We start from the raw sequence: 21,211 nt of genomic DNA, 5'->3' as shown, positions 1-21,211 counted from the left end.
GTCCGACCCGTTCCTACTCCAGCTGGCCTGTTTCGTCGGACAGACGGCGCAGGACATTCTCCAGCTGCTGCAGCGAAGCCCCGTAACCGGACCAGTCGCCGGTCTGCAGGTAGTTCTGCGCGTCGTCGAAATGGGATACCGCCCGTTCAGCCAGTTCGTTCAGCGTGGCACGGCGTGTCTCGATGACCTCCCGGCCGTCGACGATCGTCGTGGTCTGCCGGGCCAGCGTGCCCTCGTCGAAGGCGAATATGGACGCCAGGGCCTGGTCGAGGGTCTCCCGCATGGCGATGCGGTTGCCGTAGGCGACGATCACGCGCTTGAGTTCGGGCAGGCCGCCCCGGGTGGACCGCTGCCGCAGGTACAACGGCTCGATGTAGAGCAGCGATTCCTGGATCGGCACGACGATGATGTCGCCGCGGATCACCTGGGAGCCCTCCTGGTTCCAGAGGGTGAGCTCCTTCGCGATGTCGGCGTCCTGGGTGATCCTGGCCTCGATCTGCATGGGGCCGTAGACCAGTTCCTGCTTCGGGAAGTTGTAGACCTTGATGCGGCCGTAGAGCGGCGCGTCGCAGTGGGCGGCCATCCAGCCGATCATGTTCTCCTTGTTGGCCGGCGTGAAGGGCAGCAGGAGGAGCATTTCCTCCTTCTCCATCAGGGCCGTCTTCATCACGGCGTAGTACGGGTACACCTGCTGTTCCTGCTCCGCGTACACCTGTTGGGGCACCGCCCACATGTCTTCCTTGTTGTAGAACACCTGGGGATTGCGCATGTGGTAGATGCGGTACATGGCCGCCTGGATGGCGAAGAGGTCGCGGGGATAGCGGATGTGGTCGCGCAGCGTCTGCGGCATCTCGCTCAGCGGCCTGAACAGCGTCGGGAAGATCTTCTGGTACGTCAGCACCATCGGGTCCTCTTCGTCCACGAGATAGAAATCGGTCTCACCCGAATAGGCGTCGATGACCACCTTCACCGAGTTGCGGATGTAGTTGATGTTCTGCAGCGTGGGCTGGTTCTGTACGAACCTGCGCTGCGGCGGCTGGTTCAGCCCGGGAATATCCGATTGCGGCCCGGTGCCCAGGTCGCCCGTGTCCGGCATCTGCAAAAGGCCGCTGAAACGCTGCGAATACGGATAGGAACCCGTCGTCGTGTAGGCGTCGATCATCCAGTACAGCTTGCCGTCGGCGATGACCAGGTAGGGATCGTGGTCATAGTCCAGGAAGGGCGCGATGTTCTCCATCCTGCTCTGCAGCTGACGGTAGAACATGACCTGGCTCTCGTCGGTGATGAGCGGACTGATGACGAAATTGACCTCGCTGAAATACCGGGCAAAGGCCAGGCGGCGGAAATAGGAGCTGAGCTCCACCCCGCCGTCGTCCTGGTACCGGCTGAACTTGTTCTCATCGCCCTCCGGATAGTCGAACTCCTCCTGCGTGGTCTTCACGACCGCGTAGGCGTCCATGTTCTCGCCGAAATACAGTTCCGGACGCCGTATAGTGAGGTCGTCGCTGACGGAAACGGGTGGAATGTCCTTGACGAAGAGGTCCGGAAGTCCCTCGGGCGTAGCGGTGTTCACCGGACTCAGGCACAGCCCGTAACCGTGGGTGTAGAAGAGATGCCGGTTCTGCCAGGTGGGCGAAGGAAGCTGGGCGTAGGACAACTCCCGGGCGGCCAGCATGACCTGGCGGTACTCCCCGTCGATGATATACCGGTCCTCGTCCACGTTCGAGAAATCGTAGTAGGTCCGGATCTCCTGGAGCTGCTGGTAGGTCCGGCGCAGCGGACGCTTGTCCTGGATCTTCAGGTTGTTGATGGTCGTGATGTTGGTCTGTATATCCCCGGCCGACAGGTTCTCCTGGATCTGGAAGGGCACCTCGTCGACGCTGTCCAGTCCGTAGCCCTTCAGCGTGTAGTCTATGCTGTGCTGGATATAGGGCGCCTCCCGGTCGTACTCGTTCGGCGCAACCACGAAGTACTGAATGAGGCCGGGGTACACCGAACCGACGATCAGGGAAGAGGCGATCATGCCGCCGATGGCGATGAACGGCAGGTTCCGGCGCTGGGAGCGGAGCGTCATCAGGAACAGGCCGGCACAGGCAATGGCCACGAAGAGCAGTATCCACAGCGCGTTCATCCGGGCGTGCAGGTCGGTATACCCCGCGCCGAAGGCGAATCCCGATTCGGAAAACAGCAGGCGGTACATGTCGAGCCGGTAGCCCCAGGCCATGAGCAGGAAGACAATGGCGCCCAGGACGCAGATGTGATTACGGGCGTACGACCGGATCTGTATGCCGCGCTCTTCGATAGTCACGGCGCCCCGGTAGAGATAGTAGAGGGTGACCGCGATGGCCGATGCCACGACGAGGAGCAGCAGCCAGAACCGGACGAAATGCCAGATCGGCAGCGAGAAGACGAAGAACCCGATATCGAGATTGAATATGGGGTCGGTAGCGCCGAAGGCCTCCTGGTTGAAGAACCGGAGCATGCCGTCCCAGTTGGCCAGGCCGATCAGGCCCATGATGGCGGCAATGACCAGGATGCCGATGATCGTCACGACCTCGATCAGCCTGGAGTTGGAGAAAAGCTGTTCGAGTTCCGACATTTCCTCATTGAACAAGTGCAGCTCGGTGAGGCGCGTGGAGAAGTACCTCGCCAGGTAGACGTTCGCCCCGAGGCCCACTACCGCGACCAGTCCGAAGACCAGTCCCGTGAAGAACTTGGCGCCGATCGTCGTCCAGAACACGTCGTCGAAGCCCAGTTGACCGAACCAGAGCGCCTCGACGAAGATGTTGGCCCAGAATCCGCTGAGGATCCACAGACCGATTACGACTGCGGCCGCTATGAAGAGTAATGATCTGAATCTGCCCAAGATATCGCTCCTTGCCCGTTGAGTTGAGGACGGTCCGGGTATTCGGCGCGCCCCCGAAATGGTGTGGCTTTCAACACCCGTGTGTTGCCTTCTGAATCTACTTCAAGTCGGTTCTTGAACCCGCAGGCTGAATGTGCCGTACTTGCAGGTCAGACGTGACGTACATACTGGTCAGACGTGCCGCAGCTCCGCCACCGAGATTCCGTCATCCTGCATCATGGGACGGGCGGCCTGGCGTATGCGGGCCTTGACCCCGTCGTCGGTGATGTACCGGACCTGGTTGATCCCGTCGATGCGGAACAGCATCTCGAGACCGGCCTGCTGAAGGGCCGTCGTTTCTGTTGCTGCAGGCAACAGGTCGCCCATGCCCTCCGCGTAGGTGCTCCAAAGGCGTTCAACGGCGTCGAAGACGGCGTCCGCGACCCGTGGATTGTTGTATGCGTGCAGCAGGTAGTGGGCCATGATGAAGCCGGCGTCCTGGGCCGGGTGCCCGTAGTTGACGAATTCCAGGTCGAAGGTATGGACCCGTTCCTCCGCGGCGATCACGCTGGCCGTCCAGAAGTCGCCGTGGAGCAGCGCCAGCTTCGTCTCCGTAAACGTATCGGCCAGCCGGCGGGCGACGCGGTTCAACGCCGGGTCTTCGACGAAGTAGAAACAGTACTTGTACCTCAGGCCCTGCATGGCCTCGTTGTCGAATTGCTCACGCAGTTCCCGGTCGTCCCAGGTCTGCCGGTGCAGGGTCGAAAGGAACCCGCCAAGTCGCTTCGCCACCGCAGGATCGACGTGTCCCCGCTCCAACTCGGCTTCCAGGGACGGGCGCTTTCCGAGGTCCGACATGACCAGGATGCGATCCGCGTCGTCGAAGTGCAGGACGGCCGGGACGGTCCCCTCGGGGAACAGCCCGTTCAAAACCCGGAGGGCCCGCGTCTCGTAGACGATCCGGTCGGTGGTGACCTCCAGATCCGGGAACAGCCGCAAAGCGTCCAGGGCCTGTTTCACCACGACCGAACGGTCGTCGGCAGCGACCCGCAGCACGGTATTCAGAAACCCGCCGCCCAGTTCTTCCACCGTGCAGGAACCCTCCGGCGGCGGGGCCAATAGATGTCTTGTGTGGACGTACTCCGCTACATTATCTTTATCGATGTTCATGACCAAAGTGGCTTCATCGCGAGCGCGATTCCCATCGCGCCAAGCCATGCCTTCCGGCCAATGATTCCGAATCCGCCCACCGCACTCGTTCTGCTCGCCAAGTATCCCGAACCCCGTAACGTCAAGACCCGGCTGGTCCAAGGCACGGCGGAAAACGGATACAGAGGGCTCAAGGACATCCGCGAACGGTCGGGCGCGGTGCTCGGCCTCGACGAAGCCCATCGCCTGGCGGCCGGGATGTACCGCGCGTTCCTGGTGGACCGGTTCGCGGCGCACCGGGGACGGGACTACGATGTCCTGCTGGCTACGTCCCAGCCCGAATACGCTGACGCCTTTCGCGCGATTACCGGGCCGGACGTCCCGTACCACGTAGTGTCCGGCGCGAATATGGGTGAGATGATGCTCGGCGTGTTCGAAGATCTGCTCGGAAGATACCCGTACGTGCTGATCTCCGGGAGCGACATGCCCCGGCTGGAGGAAACGTTCATCGATCGAGCCCGCGAGTCCCTCTCATCCCATGATATTGTGCTTGTCCCGGCCCAGGACGGCGCGTACAATCTTATCGGCATGCGCAAGCCGCACCGCATATTCGATATCTCGCGCTGGAGTTCGGGATCGGAACTCGAGGAGACCGTCGCCCTGCTTCGGCGGCGCCGGATCACCCACGAGGTGCTCGACGAGTTCCGCCTGCTGGACATCGATACGATCGAAGACCTGGTGCAGTTGATGCGCGGTCCTGAAACCGTCGACGCACCGGAAACCAATACCTTTCTGACGGCGCTCGACGAACGACTGGACTTCGCGGATTGAACCCGCGAATCAACGCCGTATATTAAACCGGGCGGGCTTCGGGTGTCAAGGGATTTCAAAGGCAAACGGGTTACCGTGCTGGGGCTCGGCGTGCTCTCCGGCGGCGTCGCTTCCGCGCGTTATTTCGCCGCGCGGGGAGCGGACGTTACCGTCACCGACCTGCTGCCCGCGGAAGCCCTGCGGAAATCCATCGACGCGCTGGCGCCATGGCCGGTCCGCTACGTGCTCGGTGAACACCGGGAGGAGGACATCACCGGCGCGGACCTCGTGGTGGTCGGACCCGCCGTCCGGGACGACAGTCCCTATCTCCGGCTGGCGCGGGACCGCGGGGTTCCGCTGACCACCGAGATGAACCTGGTCTTCGAGACCTGCCGCCGACCGGTCATCGGCATCACGGGCAGCAACGGGAAGACTACCACGACCCGGCTTGTCGGAGCGCTTTACCAGGCGGTCGACCCGGAAACGCTGGTCGGCGGGAACATCGGCCGGGCCGTGCTCAACGAGCTTGAGGATAGTGCCAGTCCCGTGATCCTCGAGCTGTCCAGTTTCCAGCTGCACCGATTGGCCTGGATCCGGCGAAGCCCCGGGCTCGCCGTGGTGACGAACCTGTCGCCCAATCACCAGGACTGGCACGGGACCTTCGACGCCTATGAGCAGTCCAAGCGGCACATCGTGCACTACCAGTCGCCGGAGGACATGGTCGTCCTGAACGCCGATGATGAGCGGCTGCGCAAATGGGCGTCGTTCTGCCCGGGACGGGTCGCCTGGTTCAGCATGGAAGGCCCCGTCGAGACCGGATGCTACGTGCGGGACGGTCAGGTGGTCTTCCGCGATGGTGCCGGCGAGCGGGACGGTTCCGGGGCGCGCGGCGCATCGAAGGCAGGTGGTGTTTCGGTCGAGCGTGGTCCGGCGGCCGAACGCGCCATCTGTCCCGTGGACGCTCTCCGGCTGCCGGGTCCGCATAACCTGGCCAATCTCCTGGCCGCGGTGACGGCCGCGTGCCTGGGTGGGATCCCGCCATCGGTCATCCGGTCGACGGTCGAGGCGTTCCGCGGCGTGGAGCACCGCCTGGAAGAGGTCGCCGTAATCGATGGCGTGAGATACTTCAACGATTCGGCCTGCACCACGCCGGCGTCGACGGTCACGGCGCTCCGGGCTTTTGACGCGCCGGTCGTCCTGATCGCGGGCGGGTACGACAAGGGGACGGCCTTCGACGACATGGCCGAGGAGATCGTCCGGCGCGCCCGGGCGGTCGTCCTGATCGGCGCGACCGCGGACGCGATTGAGACCGCGATCGAGAAAGCCGGTGGGGCAGGTACGGCCGACGTGGATCCGGCCGACGTGTATACGGACGCCGCAAAACCGCCCGTCATCGCCCGCGCCGAAACGCTCGATGACGCCGTGCGGCACTGCACCGGCCTTGCGCGGACCGGCGACGTGGTGGTGCTGTCGCCCGCCTGTGCCAGTTACGACATGTTCACCAATTTCGAGGAACGCGGCCAGCGGTTCAAGGAAGCCGTGGCTGCGCTGAAGTAAGTGGCCGCGCGCTTGAGGGACGCAGACGACAACACGTAATACTGAAACGCATAACACCGAATAACCTGAAGTACAGTACCCGGAGGATCCGGCATGGCCATTGAGACCGTGGGCGTCATTGGATGTGGATTGATGGGATCGGGCATCACGCAGGTGTGCGCCCAGGCGGGATACCGGACGATCGTCCGCGAGGCATCCGGCGAACTGGTGAGCGGCGGCATCGGCCGTATCGACGGTCTCCTGTCGCGGAACGTCTCCAAGGGGAGGATGACGAACGAGGAAAAGGCGGCCGTGCTCGGGCGTATCACGGGCACGACGGAATTCGGCGATCTCGCCGAGTGCGACCTGGTGATCGAGGCGGTGACGGAGAATCTGGAGACCAAGCAGGAGGTCTTCCGCACCCTCGACGGTATCGCGCCGCCCGGCGCCATCCTGGCGAGCAACACCTCCTCCATTTCCATCACCGAACTGGCTTCGGCGACAGACCGGCCCGAACAGGTCCTGGGCCTTCATTTCTTCAATCCCGTGCCCGTGATGGGACTCATCGAAATGATCGTCGGACTGCAGACCAGCGCGGAGACCGTGGAAACGGCCCGGCAGTTCGGCGAAACGCTGGGCAAGCAGGTGATCCAGGTCAAGGACACGCCGGGCTTCATCGTCAACTACCTCCTCATCCCCTACCTGCTGGACGCGGTGCGCCTGGTCGAATCGGGCGTGGCCACGAAGGAGGACATCGACACGGGCATGGTCCTGGGGTGCAGCCATCCCCTCGGTCCGCTCAAGCTGCTCGACTTCATCGGCCTGGACACCACGCTCTACATCGCGGAAGTGCTCCACGACGCCTTCCGCACCGACCGCTACGCCGCCCCGCCCCTGCTACGGAAGATGGTTGCCGCCGGGATGAATGGGCGCAAGGCCGGCCAGGGGTTCTATGCGTACGATTGACGCGAAGGCATTACTGATTCAAAAACGAAAGGCAACTGAATGACCGCTTCACCCGGTAACGAGGCCGTCCTGCTCATCGCGGACAGTGAGTTGAACGCCGACATGCTGTACGCCGCGGGTCTATTCGTCCCCGATCCCTTCACCTTCCTGCAGGTGGACGGCCGGACGACCATCATGATGAGCGACCTGGAAATAGACCGCGCGCGGGCACAGTCGAAGGTCGATGAAGTTGTATCGCTCACGGACTATTCGAACCGCGCGAAGAAGAGCGGCAATGCGGATCCGGGACTCGTGGACGCCGTAGTCGAACTGCTCCGGGAACGGGAAGTGAAGGGCGTCAGCGTGCCGAACAGCTTCCCCCTGGGTTACGCCGACAAGCTTCGGGATCGGGGATTCACGGTGGCGTCGAAGGAGGACCCCTTCTGGGACCGGCGCCCGGTGAAGACCGACGACGAGGTATCGGCCATCTCGAACGCCTCCCGCCACACGGAGGACGCCCTGCGCATGGCCTTCGGCATACTGGCTGAAGCTGCCGTGAAGGATGGCCTGCTCCACGGGCCGGAGGGGCCGCTGACTTCCGAATACCTCCGGAAGCGCATCCACGTCTACCTGCTGGAACGGGACTGCATCGCCCAGCACACGATTATCGCCGGGGGTGTCCAGGGCTGCGAACCTCACAACGGGGGTTCCGGACCGTTGCGCGCCGGCGAGCCCATCATCTTCGACCTGTTTCCCAAGTCCACGAAGACCGGGTACTACGCGGACATCACCCGCACCGTGGTGAAGGGGCCGGTGTCCGACACGTTCCGTCGGCTGTACGATACGGTGCTGGAAGGACAGGAAATCGCGCTTTCGCGGGTCCGGGCCGGGGTGGACGGACGGGAAATCCACGGTGAAGTGGAACGGCTGTTCGAAAGCAGGGGTTACGAGACGGGCGCGAAGAACGGCCGCATGCAGGGCTTCTTCCACGGCACGGGCCACGGCTTCGGCCTGGAAATCCACGAACCGCCCCGCATATCGAAGGTGTCACAGGTCCTCGTTGCCGGCCACGTCGTGACCGTCGAACCGGGCCTGTACTACCCCGATCTGGGCGGAGGCGTTCGGATCGAAGACAATGTGGTCGTAACTGAAAACGGTTGTGATAACCTGACGCGGCTGGAGAAGGTTTTCGAGTTGTAACGCCGCTTCAGTCCACCAGCGCCTGGTAAACGAGCGCCCGGATGCGCTGATGGTCGTCGAGACCCTGGGCGGGGATGACCTGCGTCATATAGGAAACCACCAGTTCCTCCGCCGGATCGACCCAGTACGTGGAGTGATAGGCGCCTCCCCAGTTGTAGGCGCCCGGAGAACCGGGCAATCCGCTCCAGCCGATCTCCTTCGTAATGCCGAACCCCAGGCCGAACCCGCCGCCGTCGCCCCGCCACGCGTCGTGTACATGATCGACAGTCATGAGCTGCACGGTCTTGGGCGACAGGATGCGCGCCCCGTCCAGCGTGCCCCCTCGCCGAAGCGCCTCGAGGAAGCGGGCGTAATCCCCAGGCGTGGAGACGAGCCCCGCGCCGCCCGAGAAGCTCTTGCGCGGACCCTCGAGATACATGCCCTGTCCGACCATGTGGCCCGGATCGGGCGCGCGCTCCATCCCCTTTTCATCCGTCACCGAATACACGACGGTGAGCCGGTCCGCTTCCTCCGGCGGCACATAGAAATACGTATCCACCATGCCCAGCGGCTCGAGGATCTCGACCCGCAGGAATTCGTCCAGCGGCAGGCCGGAGGCCCGCTCGATCACCACGCCCAGGATATCCGTGGCGTAGCCGTATACGTACGCCTCTCCCGGCTGGCCAGCCATGGGCAGATCCGCCATGCGCTCGACGGTATCGGCTATGGGTTCGTCGCGGTCCGCGAAGTACCAGCCCACGATGCCGGCCTCCTCCCAGGCCCTGGCGCCGGGGCCCCACCCGTACCCGATGCCGGCCGTGTGGGTGAGCAGGCCGCGCACGGTGATCTTGCGATCGGCGGGGACTACTTCATAGCCCCCGTCCTCGGTTGCAACGGCGACGGTCGTGCTGTCGAATTCCGGGATGAAGTCACCCAGGTCCTGGTCGATCAGCAGGCGCCCCTGCTCCTGGAGGATCATCACGCCCACCGAGATGACCGCCTTGGTCTGCGAGGCGATCCGGAACAGGTCCGTGATCTCGAGCGGTTCCCCCGCCTCGCGGTCCCGGTAGCCGAAGGCCTTTGCGTAGACCACGTGTCCGCGCCGCCCGATCACGAGCGCGGCGCCCGGCAGCTGTTCTTCCTCGACGTAGGCTTCAAGCGCCGCATCGATCCGCGCCAGCCGTTCGGAGGAAACGCCCGCCTCCTCGGGGGTGGCCGGGACAAAGGTCTGTGCGAAAGCCCGCGGTGCGGCGGACGCGCAGAGGAGAGACGCCGCGAGCAGAGTTAGTAGAAGGCGGCTATTATATATTGACAATGTTGACAACATGATTTCCGTTCCTTTTGGGGGTTGTAGTGACGATGCGGTTATGCTAATCCATTCACGCTTAATTGCAGAAAACCCGTGAATGAACATCCGGCCAGGAACCTTCATGCAGGTCCGCATTCATGCATCCATTTGCGTATCAGTTGAGTGCCTCGGCTAACGCGGCACTCGGAACGTGGCATTCGGAACGCGGCCATCACCCCAGGACCCATCCACCATGAAAATCAAATCTCTCGAAATCGATCAGGCGTCCGTCCTTACAGACTTCTACATTGAACAGTTCTCCGGGATGCCGTACTGCTATCCGGTCACCGAGGATGAATTCCGGACCGGTGTTCTGTGGCATGAAGAGGAGGACAAGCCCTACGAAGACCTTTCGGAAGAATCGATCCTGGTGGCGGAAGACGCCGGCGGCGCCGTCGCAGGTTTCGCCCACGTGGCCGTCTGCCGCAAGGGCGAGGAGCACGACCGCATCGGCCTCCATCCGATCGAGGAGTTGCTGGAGGACCGCATCGGTCTCATCCGGTTCTTTCACTACCGGGCCGGGGCGAGGCCGGCCGGGCAGGCGCTGTTGGAAGCGGCGGAAGCGCGCTTGCGGGATTTCGGTGTCGGCCAGATACGGGCCTTCAGCTACTTCGGTTACCGGTTCCATCGCTTCTGCCACGCGTTCCAATCCGACTGGATGGGCCATGTGGGCGCCTTACTCTGTATGAACGACTACCGCATTACGCGGGGGATCATCCTCCTCGAACTGCCGGAATTCACCGTACCCGATCCCGTACTGCCGGACCCCGGCGTGACCTCGCGGTTCGAAGTCCGTCCCGGTCGCGGCAGGCTGCCCAACATGGAGTTCCAGCTCTTCCGGGGAGATCAGTGCATCGGCCAGGGATTCGCCCAGTCGCTGGGGGATTTCTGCCGGTCGCTCCAGGCGCAGGATACCTTCTACATTCCGTGGTTCTCCATCGAAGGCAGCCCGGTGGGAGGGCGGGTCAGCGAGGGGGAGCAGGGCAAAGGGTTCGGACGATATATGATGGAAGTGTTGCTCAGGGAAATGCGCCGGCTCGGATACCGCCACGCCACCACCCAGGCGAACACGGGCAGCCCCCGGCCCATTCTCCTGTACACGAACATGGGATACCGGGTCGTAGACACCAACTACCAGTACATCAAGGACCTGGAGCGCGAGATACCGCTGGAGGTGTTCAAGGAGGTGGGGTTCTGATTATCCGCTTGCTGTAACCAGTGCCTTCGCCCTGCCGGCGATGTTTTCCGCCGTGAAGCCCAGGTGCTCGAACACGTCCTGGTAAGGCGCCGATGCGCCGAAGCGTTCGAGGCCGATGACGTCTCCCTGCGGGCCCACGTACCGCTCCCAGCCAAGGGTGACGCCGGGTTCCACGGCCAGGCGCGCGGTGATGGACGCCGGTATCACGGATTCCCGGTATTCCTCGGTCTGCGCTTCGAACAGTTCCCAGCTCGGCATGCTGACCACGCGCGCGGCCACCCCTTCACCAGCCAGCGTTTCCCGGGCCTCGAGGGCCAGGTGGACCTCCGAACCGGAAGCGATGAGGATCACGTCCGGTGTTCCGTCGGCATCGGCGAGGATGTAGGCGCCCCGGTGCAAGCCGTCGGCGGGCGCGAGACCCGAGCCCGACGCGAGACCCGAGCCCGAGGCCAGACCCTCGGCGGGTGCCGTGCCCGATGCCGACGCCCGTCCTTCCCGGTCCAGCACGGGCAGTTTCTGCCGGGTCAGGGCCAGGGCGACGGGGCCGTCCGTGCGCCTTAGCGCCGCCACCCAGGCTTCCGCCGTTTCGGCGGCGTCGGCGGGTCGGATCAAGGTCAGGTTGGGGATGGCCCGCAGCGCCATGTAATGTTCGATGGGCTGGTGGGTGGGGCCGTCCTCGCCCAGTCCCACGCTGTCGTGGGTGAAGACGTAGACCGGCGCGATGCCCATGAGGGCCGCCAGGCGAATGGCCGGCCGCATGTAGTCCGAGAACACGAGGAACGTGCCGGCGTAGGGGCGCAGGCCCCCGTGGAGCGTCATCCCGTTCAGCGCGGAGGCCATGGCGTGTTCGCGCACGCCGAAGTGCAGGTTGCGGCCCGCGTAGTTGCCGGCGGCGTAGTTCGATTCGGCCTCCACCATGGTGTTGTTGGACCCGGCCAAGTCCGCCGAGCCGCCCAGCAGGCCGGGGATGCGCTGGGACAGCGCGTTGATGGTCACGCCGGACGCCTGCCGCGTGGCCATGTCCGCCTGGTCGGGCGAAAAGGCCGGAAGGTTCTCGTCCCAGCCGGCCGGCAGTTCGCCGTACATGGCCTGCTTCCAGGTCTCCGCAAGTTCCGGAAAGGCTTCCGCGTAGGCATCGACGGCCTGACGCCAGGCCAGTTCCCATCCCTTGCCGTACGGGACCATCTGCTGGAACCAGTCACGCACGTCCTCCGGGACGAGGAACTTCGGTTTCAACGGCCATCCGAGACTTTGCTTGGTCAGTTCGACTTCCTCTTCGCCGAGGGGCTCGCCGTGGGCCTTGGACGTGCCGGCCTTGTTGGGACTGCCGTAGCCGATGACCGTGCGGCACAGGATGACCGAGGGACGTTCCGTCTCGTTCCGCGCCATTTCGACCGCGGCTTCGACCCGGGCGAGGTCGTTGCCGTCCAGGACCCGCTGCACGTGCCACCCGTAAGCATCGAACCGCAGGCCCGTGTTCTCCGAGAAGGCCAGGTCCGTGCCGCCGTCGATCGTGATGCTGTTGTCCAGGTAGAGGACGATCAGCTTGCCCAGGCCGAGGTGCCCAGCGAGAGAACAGGCCTCGGAGGCGACGCCCTCCATCATGTCGCCGTCGCTGGCGATGACATAGGTGTAGTGGTTGATGATCTCGTGGCCGGGGCGGTTGTACCGGGCTGCCAGGTGGGCCTCGGCCATGGCCATGCCCACGGCGTTCGCGATGCCCTGGCCGAGCGGTCCCGTGGTGGTCTCTACGCCGGGCGTATCGCCGTATTCGGGATGGCCGGGCGTCTGGCTCTCCCACTGCCGGAAGTTCCTGATCTCATTGAGGGAGAGGTCGTAGCCGGTGAGATGAAGCATGGCGTAGAGCAGCATGGACCCGTGCCCGCCGGAGAGCACGAAGCGGTCGCGGTTCGACCAGTCGGGGTTCTTCGGGTTGTACCGCATGAGGCGCGTCCACAGCACGTAGGCGATGGGCGCGGCTTCCATGGGTAGGCCCGGGTGGCCGCTGTTGGCCTGCTGGACGGCGTCGACGGCCAGCATGCGAATGGTGTTGATGCATCGTTGCTCGAGATCGTGTTCTGACACGGTTCGCGTCCTTTTCGGTTCGGTTCGATTACGCGGTTCGTTGGCGCGGTTCGTTTATTCAAGTTCGCCAGGTTCGGAACGCCCGCTAAGATACAACCGGGCCCCTCAACTGTCCATCATCATATCGTACAGATCCTGCTGCCGTTTCATCGCTTCCCGGTAGCGATCCCGGTTCGCCGGATCCGGTTCATAGGTCTTGCCGAGGGGAGCCGGCGCGGCGGCCAGGTCTTCCAGCGCGCCGGAGGCCTCCAGCGCCAGCAGCGCGGCGCCGCGGCTCGAGGCCTCGGTCACGGTCGAGGCGGTGATGGACCGCTCTAGGACATCGGCCAGCATCTGCATCCAGACGGGCGACTGCAACAGGCCCGCGCCCGAAGCGACGATCTCGCCGGCATCTCCCCAGATGGACCGCAACCGGTCATGGATATTCGCGAAACAGTAGGCCGTGGCCTCCAGGCTGGCCCGCATGACATCCAGCGGCGTGGTATGCAGCGTCATGCCGGTAATGGCCGCCCGGGCGACGTCGTGCCAACCCGGGCTGCGCTCGCCCGCCCAGAAGGGCAGCACCGTGAGGCCGTGGCTGTCCGGCGCCATCCCGCCCAGGTCCCGCTCGACCCTTTGCTCGTCGGCCAGGCGCAACGTGTCGCGCATCCAACCGTAGACGTTCCCGCCGTTGCTCAGGGCGCCGCCCATGAGGATCCTGCGGCGGTCCGACCGGTAGCACCACAGTCCGTCCGGAATCGAGAACTCCGCGGCACGCCTCATGATCCGCATGGCGCCGGAAGTACCCACCATCAGGGCGATGCGGTCCTCGTCCACGCAACCGCTGCCGATGTTGTTGCAGGCGCCGTCGCCGATGGCCGGATACCAGGACGCTCCGGCCAGGACGGGCCAGCGGGACGCGAATTCGCCTTGCAGGCCCCGTACCGGTTCGTCCACGTCGGTTAACGGCGTCAACTGGTCCCGCGCCACCGGCAGCGCGGCCAGCGTCTCGTCGTCCCAGTCGCACCGGTGGGCGTTGAACAACCCGGTGCCGGATGCCATGGATACGCTGCAGGCCGGCGCGCCGAACCACTTGAGGAAGAGGTATTCACCGATGGACATCCAGCGTTCCACCCGGGCGAACGTTTCGGGATCGTTTCGGGCGAACCAGCATATCTTGGCGGGCAAATAGGACGCGTGGAGCACGCACCCGGTGCGCTCGTGGGCGGAGGCGGCCTCGAGACGCTCAGCCAGTTCGGCGATGACCGTCCCCGGCCGCGTGTCGGCCCAGCTGATCAGCGGGGTCACGGCGCGGTCTCCCTCCACGCCCACAACATTGTGCCAGAACGTGGTCATGGCCACGCCGTCGATCGCGGGACGGCCGCCTGAGGGATGGTCGCCGGAGGAATGGCCGCCCGCCGGATGTTCGCCCGCTGCCGGCCCTCCCCAGGCGCAGAAGTCGTCGAGCACCGAAGCCACCACCGCCGCCAGGCGGTCCGCGTCGATAGAAACGCCGCCGTCCGGCGTGGTCTCCATGTCGTAGGATTTTTGAAATGTGGGGGATGTGATACGGGCCGTCCGGTCGAAGAGGATCGCCCGCACGGACGACGTGCCGATGTCGATGGCCAGCACGCGGGGCGGCTGAATCGTGTCGGGGCGCGGCTGAATCGTGTCGCGGGACGGCTGAATCGTGTCGCGGGGCATGGACGATGCCTGACATCCGGTTCGATGAAATCACCGCGTCCCGGCGCAGTGCGGACCGGCCGTGATCATCGGACGCGGATCGGGGAGCGGGAAAGGGCTGCAGGCGGTATTATATCGTCGGGCGGATCGCGTTTCAAGCCAAAAGCGACCGGCCAAGAAAGGATTGACAGGCGGGCTTCGGGCGCGTTATTTACAGCGTTCTACGAAACCGATGAAACATTAGTCAATACCGAAGTAAACCTGTGAGGAGTTGTCGCAGAAGATGCCTTCCAAGAAGATGCCTTCCAAATTGAATGACGTCGCTCGTGCCATGGTCGCCCCGGACAGGGGGATTCTGGCCGCGGACGAAAGCAGCGGCACCATAAGGCAACGGTTCAATGCCATCGGACTGCCGTCGACGAAGGAGAACCGCCGCGCCTACCGGCACATGCTGTTCACCACCGAAGGCATGGAGCAATTCATAAGCGGCGTCATCCTCTACGACGAGACCCTGCGCCAGAAGGCCCTGGACGAAGCCGAAACGCCCTTTCCCAGACTGTTGTCCGACAAAGGCGTGATTCCCGGGATCAAGGTGGATACCGGCATTCATGACCTGGCCGGTTTCCCCGGAGAGAAAGTCACCGAGGGGCTCGACGGCCTGCGCGCGCGCCTGACCCGGTACGGTAAGCTGGGCGCCAAATTCGCCAAGTGGCGGGCGGTCATTACCGTGGGGAAAGGCATTCCCACGGACGTATGCATCGACGCCAACGCCCATGCCCTCGCGCGTTACGCCGCCCTGTGTCAGGAATGCGGCATCGTACCGATCGTCGAACCCGAGGTGCTGATGGACGGCGACCATAACATCTACCGGTGCGACGAGGTTACCGGCGTCACGCTGCGGCAAGTGTTCGAGGCCCTGGCCGTGTACGAGGTCAAGCTGGATGGGATCGTCCTGAAACCCAGCATGGTCATCTCGGGTTCGGAATGTCCTGAGCAGGCTTCCGTGGAGGAAGTCGCGCGGCGCACGGTGAACAATTTCCTGCGAAACGTCCCGCGTGAGGTACCCGGCGTCGCCTTCCTGTCGGGCGGGCAGTCTTCCGAGACCGCCACGGCGCACCTGAACGCCATGAACCACATGTTCGGCGAGCTCCCGTGGGAACTCAGTTTCTCCTACGGCCGCGCCCTGCAGGCGGCCCCGCTGCGGGCATGGGGTGGAGATCCCGCCCGTTTCAAGGCGGGTCAAGAAGCCTTTTTCCACCGTGCCATGTGCAACAGCGCCGCCCGGACCGGCACGTACAGCGCCGACATGGAAACCGCGGCATAGCGTCCCGGCAAATAACCGCGGCAACCTGGCCAACTTGGCCAGCATAGCCAGCATGACCAGTATGGCCAGCCCGACCGCGCCCGACCCGATGTCCAGACCCCCTTACTCCGAAATCGTCGAGAACCTGCCTTCCGTGACTCCCTTCGTGGGTCCCGAGACCATCGAACGTCAGCAGGGAAAACCGTTCCGGGTGCGCATCGGCGCCAACGAAAGCGCCTTCGGCGTATCGCCCCGGGCCGCGGCGGCCATGAGCGAAGCCGCGCGAGGCGTCGCCTGGTACTGCGACCCGGAAGGCTATGAACTGCGGACCGAACTGGCCGCGATGCACGGCGTGGACATCGAGAACGTGACCCTCGGCGCCGGGATCGACGACCTGCTGGGGCTGATCGTCCGCATGTACATGGACCCGGGCGACGCGGTCGCTGCGTCCCTCGGATGCTACCCCACCTTCGTCTATCACGTCGACGGTTTCGGCGGCAGGCTGGAAACGGTGCCCTACCGCAACGACCGCAACGATTTGACGGCGCTGACGGACCTGGCCGCGAAACAGAAGGCCTCCATCCTCTACCTGTCCAATCCGGACAACCCGACGGGTTCCTACTACGGCAGCAACGCCATCTCCGATCTCCTGGACCGCGTGCCGCCCGACTGCCTCTTCATTCTCGACGAGGCCTACCTCGACTTCGTGCCGCCGGACACCATTCTCCCCATCGACGTGGAGGATCCCCGGCTGATCCGGGTGCGCACCTTCTCCAAGGCCCACGGAATGGCCGGCGCCCGGGTCGGTTACGCCATCGCCCACCGGGACGTCATCCGGACCTTCGACAAAGTCCGATTGCATTTCGGCGTGAGCCTGGTAGCCCAGGCCGGCGCGCTGGCCTCCCTGCGCGACCCGGAATTCGTGGCGAGCGTGGTAAAAGCCGTGGAAGCGGGTAGAGAAAACTATCGAGAACTGGCCGAAGACACGGGGATATCCTCGCTGCCTTCCCAGACCAATTTCGTCGCCTTCGATTTCGGTACGGGCGAACGGGCCGGCGCCGTGATGAATACCCTCATCGAACGGGGCGTGTTCCTGAGAAAACCCGCCGCGCCGGGACTGGACCGCCTGGTCCGGGTCACGGTAGGCACGCCCGGTGACCGGGCCGTCTTCTCCGAGCTGTTCCGGGACGTCATGAACGGGGCGTAAGCTGCGGACCTGAGGAGGTCGCGCCGAAGAAGGCGGACCGGGGCGGGCAGGACGAGGCAGGCGCGCCGGGGTAGGTGCACCGGAACCGACGGGAGGAGGACGCTCCAACGGTGTTCGATCTCGGATTTTTCAAGGAAAACGGCTACGTAAGTCTCGGACAGCCCTTTACCCCGGATGAGGTCGGCCGCTTCGTCGAACTGTACGACCGCGATCGGTCGGAGACGGGGTATTTCTGGCGGCCCATCGCCTTCGACGGTCACCAGAGCGTGAACTGCGAGCCGCTCATCTCCTCCCCGGAATTCGACGGGCTGATCCGCCACCCCGCGCTCATCGGCCCGATCGAGACCATCTTCCAGGGACCCAGTTGCCTCGCGGAAGCCTGCCTGCGCCACATGGCGCCGCACGAAGGCGACCCGGTGGAGGTCTGGCACCGGGACCGGAGCCACATGACCGACCGGCCCTACCGTTGCGGCTACCTCCAGATGATGCTCTACCTGTCCGACGTGAGCGAGGAAACCCACTGCTTTTCCATATCGCCCGAATCCTGCGACGGGCCCATCCTGGACATCGAAGAACAGGTCGAGCAGCGGGGCGGGATCCATCTCCACGGACCGGCCGGCACAGTCATCCTCTTCAACCTGTCCGTGGTCCACGCCGCCACCGTACGGAAAACCACCCACGAACGCAAGTCCGTCCAGGTCTACTACGGCCATCGCGACGGACCCGTCCTCAGCCAGTACACCACCATCCCAACGGGCCTGTGGCGCGACCACCCCGATCCTGAAGTGCGCGGGTTCTACAGCCTGCTCAACACGCGGTCGCGGAAGTTCGCCGAGGCGTTCGGGTGAATTTAGGTCGACGCTTTTAAGTATCTCCCCCGTAAGTCTCTCCTGATCTTTCCCGTTAATCTACGATTTGACCGATGCAGGATCATGTGTCATCGGTACATCCCACAAAATACAAATAATTGATAATATATTGTATTGATTATTGATATGTTGTACTATTGCTCATTAAGGTCTCTATTTCAAACATGCAAACACCCGACAAACCAAGACCGCCTCGATATCCCGGCGGTCAATGGGCACGGTGCTATAGTCGGATTTGAACTAATGTCACAGCTTAAAAGGTTACGATAAGAGTGGGGGAAGATACCGTCAGTAGAGGCCGTTTCCATAAATAGGAGAATCATCATGATTAAACCGAAACTAACGATCTGTCTCGTTCTGTTCGTTTTGTTGTCAGGATGCACGCACAGAGTAGTCATGGACCCCAACATCAGTCCGACCGCTGCAATTGCCCGAGCATTGGACTTAAGGGTCGGGCTTTACATCCCTGACGAAGTCCGGGATTTTGCCATCTCGGACTCCGAGGATATTGACAAATACGTCTTTCAGATTGGAGAGTCTCTCGTATCGATCATTTCGCAATCGACGTCGCGCGTTTTTACGAAAGTTGACGTTCTTCACTCGCAACCCACGGACGCGGCCCTCGCCGAACAGGGTCTCGACCTTGCGATAATACCCAGGGTCCTGGCAGCCAGAGTGTCGCTGGACACGGAAGAAGGCCTGTTTCAGGATGAAGCCCGGGGTACGACGTCGATCTCGGTCGAGTTGACATGCTACGACCGTGAAATGATCATGCGAACTACCGTCGTGGCTAACGGCGTGGGCAACGCTTCGCAAAGAAAAGGTCTTTTCAGCGGCTCGTTGTTCGGTGGGGCCAAGGAGGAATACGCCGTGTCCGTCGAGAATGCTCTCAGCAGTCTCAGCAATGACCTGGTAAGGCAGATTTATGGCAACTATGATATAAGACAAATGGAAGAAACATCGGATTAGTACCGGCAAAGCCATGTTCTCACAGGCGGCACGTACACTTCTGAGAGGCACATTATGAAGCGCTTTCGACCGCTCTTCTTTTGTATCTGGCTTGGGGGGTTCAGTGCAGGCACTCCTTTGCCTCTATTTGGACAGGACATTGGGGATCTTCTTCGCGTAACCCTGATGGAAGGATCGGTTTCCGGCACGGTTGTGTCAGTGGACCGTAACGGCTTCGAACTAAACCGGTCCGGTAACGCGACCAGTTTCGTTCGATTCGGCGATGTACTGAAACTGGAACGGAGTCTGGGGACCCGAAGCTATTGGAAAGAAGGTCTGGTGTATGGGGCAGGCGTCGGAGTCGCGGGAGGTATACTCTACGGCGCGCTAACTCATGAAGCCTGCGAAGTCGTGACTTTGGGAACCGGCGACGAGTTTTGCGATGAATTGAGTTTCAAGACGGCCACACTGACAGCCGCCGCGTTTGGAGGTGGACTCGGACTTTGTGGTCTGGTCGTTGGTTCGCTGATTCGTCGCCAGGAATGGGCTTCCATCAGGATCACCATGCCGAATTCTGCCGGACAGTTCGATTTGAGTCCATGGTTTGACGTTTCCCGGCGTGGGAACGAAAAGCCGATGGTGTTTGCGGGAGCAAGTTTCACGTTTTGAAGGTGGCTGCGACCTCCAGGCCAAGTATGGACTGACCTGATGGCCGAATCTCTGCCGCGGGTGAACGCGTTTCATGCGGTTGAATTCGGAGGTTACGCATGGCGAGTCATACAAACCCATCGATGACGGCTGCTTTCCGAATTTCGCTGATCCTCATCGCTGGACTGGCGCTTCTGGTGATCGCCACCTGCGGCAAAGACAGTCCGACAAAACCCACCCCGCCACAGCCCCCGACGCCTCCTCCCACCCAGCAGGTACCAACTCGCATCATGATCACGCCAGCAACGACTACGCTGACGGCGATCGGCCAGACCGCGCAACTCAGTGCCACCGTTCTCGACCAGAACGGTCAGCCGGTTCCGGGCGCGGTCGTTACCTGGTCGAGCGGCAATGCCGCCGTCGCCACGGTCAACTCCCAGGGACTCGTCACCGCCGTCATGAACGGCGCCGCGCAGATCACCGCCAGGGCGGGGAACGCCTCGGCGAGCGTGAACGTTACGGTCACGGATACGAGTAGGGACCGGGACGCGCTGATTGCGTTGTACCATGCTACAAACGGCCCGGACTGGTCAAGCAAGTCGAACTGGCTAAGTGATTTGCCTCTGGGCGACTGGTTCGGAGTTATGACCAACGCACAGGGCGAGGTAACCAGGCTGGAATTGCGGTTAAACAATGTTCAAGGATCGATCCCGGCCGAAATCGGGAAATTGAAAAACCTAATCTACTTGTCCTTTTTGGGCAATCATTTGTCCGGTCATATTCCACCGGAAATCGGACAAATTAAGAACCTCAGAGTCTTGCGCCTCTGGAACAATCGGCTGACCGGCGGCATTCCACCGGAAATCGGACAGTTGAGGAATCTCACGGTGCTGACCCTTGGCAGGAACCAGTTGGCTGGAACCTTACCCTCTGAACTTGGACAGCTCGAAAACCTTCTCGAGCTCAGACTTGATGAAAACACCGAACTTTCTGGTCCGCTACCCACGGAATTCACCAGAATGACACAACTGCGACGACTGAGATTGAACGGCACCGAAACATGCATACCTCCGACAACCCCGTTTCACCAGTGGCTCAGCGGTATCCCGGCAAAATCCATTTCCGCCTATTGCACCAGTCCGGAACGGGATGCGCTGATTGCCTTGTACAGGAGGACGAATGGACGGAACTGGACCAACAGTACGAACTGGACGAGCTACACGTCGCCTGGCGACTGGTTTGGCGTAACAACCGATGCGGATGGGAAGGTCACCAAACTGGTCCTGCAGGACAATAACATGAGCGGGCTGCTTCCAGGCCAGTTGAGTGATCTGACACGTCTTGAGGTGCTGAATCTCTCATCCAATTCCGGGCTTTCTGCATCCATACCACGTTCTTTCACGGGTCTTGACCTATCAGCATTAGACCTCGGGGGAACTCAGGTGTGTGCTCCGGTCGACGACCAGTTTCGGGAATGGT

General features: G+C 62.8%; 16 protein-coding genes. 11 read left to right on the top strand and 5 right to left on the bottom strand.

The window, feature by feature from the left end:
- Positions 1-13 precede the first annotated feature (13 nt).
- Positions 14-2,866, bottom strand: a complete 2,853-nt coding sequence (locus tag OXH56_13830; GenBank protein ID MCY3556388.1) for a UPF0182 family protein — start codon at positions 2,864-2,866, stop codon at positions 14-16.
- Between the two features lie 171 nt (positions 2,867-3,037).
- The gene (locus tag OXH56_13825) at positions 3,038-4,015 is read right to left on the bottom strand and encodes a phosphotransferase (GenBank protein MCY3556387.1); all 978 of its coding nucleotides are present in this window, start codon (positions 4,013-4,015) and stop codon (positions 3,038-3,040) included.
- A gap of 60 nt (positions 4,016-4,075) precedes the next feature.
- Here OXH56_13825 and OXH56_13820 point away from each other — a divergent pair, with 60 nt between their 5' ends.
- From OXH56_13820 to OXH56_13805, 4 genes are all read left to right on the top strand, one after another.
- Positions 4,076-4,825, top strand: coding sequence for a DUF2064 domain-containing protein (locus tag OXH56_13820; protein ID MCY3556386.1), 750 nt, complete (start codon positions 4,076-4,078; stop codon positions 4,823-4,825).
- Positions 4,826-4,867: 42 nt separating this feature from the next.
- Positions 4,868-6,361, top strand: a complete 1,494-nt coding sequence (gene murD / locus OXH56_13815; protein ID MCY3556385.1) for a UDP-N-acetylmuramoyl-L-alanine--D-glutamate ligase — start codon at positions 4,868-4,870, stop codon at positions 6,359-6,361.
- Positions 6,362-6,454: 93 nt separating this feature from the next.
- Positions 6,455-7,306: a 3-hydroxybutyryl-CoA dehydrogenase gene (locus tag OXH56_13810; protein ID MCY3556384.1), complete on the top strand. Its 852-nt coding sequence runs from the start codon at positions 6,455-6,457 to the stop codon at positions 7,304-7,306.
- Positions 7,307-7,345: 39 nt separating this feature from the next.
- Complete coding sequence (locus OXH56_13805) at positions 7,346-8,485, top strand: Xaa-Pro peptidase family protein (GenBank protein MCY3556383.1); 1,140 nt, start codon at positions 7,346-7,348, stop codon at positions 8,483-8,485.
- Between the two features lie 7 nt (positions 8,486-8,492).
- Here the strand turns inward: OXH56_13805 and OXH56_13800 are convergent, their stop codons facing one another.
- Positions 8,493-9,791 (bottom strand): serine hydrolase, encoded by a 1,299-nt coding sequence (locus tag OXH56_13800; GenBank protein MCY3556382.1) that lies wholly within the window; start codon positions 9,789-9,791, stop codon positions 8,493-8,495.
- Positions 9,792-10,005: 214 nt separating this feature from the next.
- Between OXH56_13800 and OXH56_13795 the strand changes: the two genes are divergently transcribed.
- A complete protein-coding gene (locus OXH56_13795) occupies positions 10,006-11,010 on the top strand; it encodes a hypothetical protein (GenBank protein ID MCY3556381.1) in 1,005 nt (334 codons plus the stop codon).
- On the opposite strand, the gene tkt is transcribed toward OXH56_13795, so the two are convergent.
- Together tkt and OXH56_13785 are read right to left on the bottom strand one after the other, a co-directional pair.
- Entirely contained in the window at positions 11,011-13,095 is a 2,085-nt protein-coding gene (gene tkt, locus OXH56_13790) for a transketolase (protein MCY3556380.1), read from the bottom strand.
- A 105-nt stretch (positions 13,096-13,200) separates the two neighbouring features.
- Complete coding sequence (locus OXH56_13785; protein MCY3556379.1) at positions 13,201-14,778, bottom strand: gluconokinase; 1,578 nt, start codon at positions 14,776-14,778, stop codon at positions 13,201-13,203.
- A gap of 262 nt (positions 14,779-15,040) precedes the next feature.
- Here OXH56_13785 and OXH56_13780 point away from each other — a divergent pair, with 262 nt between their 5' ends.
- The 6 genes from OXH56_13780 to OXH56_13755 form a co-directional block, all read left to right on the top strand.
- The gene (locus tag OXH56_13780) at positions 15,041-16,081 is read left to right on the top strand and encodes a fructose-bisphosphate aldolase class I (protein MCY3556378.1); all 1,041 of its coding nucleotides are present in this window, start codon (positions 15,041-15,043) and stop codon (positions 16,079-16,081) included.
- Positions 16,082-16,169: 88 nt separating this feature from the next.
- Positions 16,170-17,267, top strand: coding sequence for an aminotransferase class I/II-fold pyridoxal phosphate-dependent enzyme (locus tag OXH56_13775; protein ID MCY3556377.1), 1,098 nt, complete (start codon positions 16,170-16,172; stop codon positions 17,265-17,267).
- A 110-nt stretch (positions 17,268-17,377) separates the two neighbouring features.
- Positions 17,378-18,115: a phytanoyl-CoA dioxygenase family protein gene (locus OXH56_13770; protein ID MCY3556376.1), complete on the top strand. Its 738-nt coding sequence runs from the start codon at positions 17,378-17,380 to the stop codon at positions 18,113-18,115.
- A gap of 345 nt (positions 18,116-18,460) precedes the next feature.
- Positions 18,461-19,105, top strand: a complete 645-nt coding sequence (locus OXH56_13765; GenBank protein ID MCY3556375.1) for a hypothetical protein — start codon at positions 18,461-18,463, stop codon at positions 19,103-19,105.
- Between the two features lie 54 nt (positions 19,106-19,159).
- The gene (locus tag OXH56_13760; GenBank protein MCY3556374.1) at positions 19,160-19,753 is read left to right on the top strand and encodes a hypothetical protein; all 594 of its coding nucleotides are present in this window, start codon (positions 19,160-19,162) and stop codon (positions 19,751-19,753) included.
- 98 nt (positions 19,754-19,851) lie between these two features.
- Positions 19,852-21,211, top strand: a 1,360-nt coding sequence (locus OXH56_13755) for a leucine-rich repeat domain-containing protein (GenBank protein ID MCY3556373.1), incomplete at its 3' end; no start/stop codon positions are given.

This window comes from Gemmatimonadota bacterium, assembly GCA_026702745.1.
In the GTDB taxonomy this organism is placed as follows: Bacteria; JAAXHH01; JAAXHH01; order JAAXHH01; family JAAXHH01; genus JAAXHH01.
The sequence above is the reverse complement of the archived record's forward strand: the minus strand, read 5'-3'. Positions and strand labels throughout refer to the sequence as shown.

Bases quoted from the DNA above. Each gene is read 5' to 3' on its own strand.
- OXH56_13825 (MCY3556387.1), bottom strand. From the start codon at position 4,015: ATGAACATCGATAAAGATAATGTAGCGGAGTACGTCCACACAAGACAT.
- OXH56_13820 (MCY3556386.1), top strand. From the start codon at position 4,076: ATGATTCCGAATCCGCCCACCGCACTCGTTCTGCTCGCCAAGTATCCC.
- OXH56_13810 (MCY3556384.1), top strand. From the start codon at position 6,455: ATGGCCATTGAGACCGTGGGCGTCATTGGATGTGGATTGATGGGATCG.
- OXH56_13805 (MCY3556383.1), top strand. From the start codon at position 7,346: ATGACCGCTTCACCCGGTAACGAGGCCGTCCTGCTCATCGCGGACAGT.
- OXH56_13800 (MCY3556382.1), bottom strand. From the start codon at position 9,791: ATGTTGTCAACATTGTCAATATATAATAGCCGCCTTCTACTAACTCTG.
- OXH56_13795 (MCY3556381.1), top strand. From the start codon at position 10,006: ATGAAAATCAAATCTCTCGAAATCGATCAGGCGTCCGTCCTTACAGAC.
- OXH56_13785 (MCY3556379.1), bottom strand. From the start codon at position 14,778: ATGCCCCGCGACACGATTCAGCCGTCCCGCGACACGATTCAGCCGCGC.
- OXH56_13780 (MCY3556378.1), top strand. From the start codon at position 15,041: ATGCCTTCCAAGAAGATGCCTTCCAAATTGAATGACGTCGCTCGTGCC.
- OXH56_13775 (MCY3556377.1), top strand. From the start codon at position 16,170: ATGTCCAGACCCCCTTACTCCGAAATCGTCGAGAACCTGCCTTCCGTG.
- OXH56_13765 (MCY3556375.1), top strand. From the start codon at position 18,461: ATGATTAAACCGAAACTAACGATCTGTCTCGTTCTGTTCGTTTTGTTG.
- OXH56_13760 (MCY3556374.1), top strand. From the start codon at position 19,160: ATGAAGCGCTTTCGACCGCTCTTCTTTTGTATCTGGCTTGGGGGGTTC.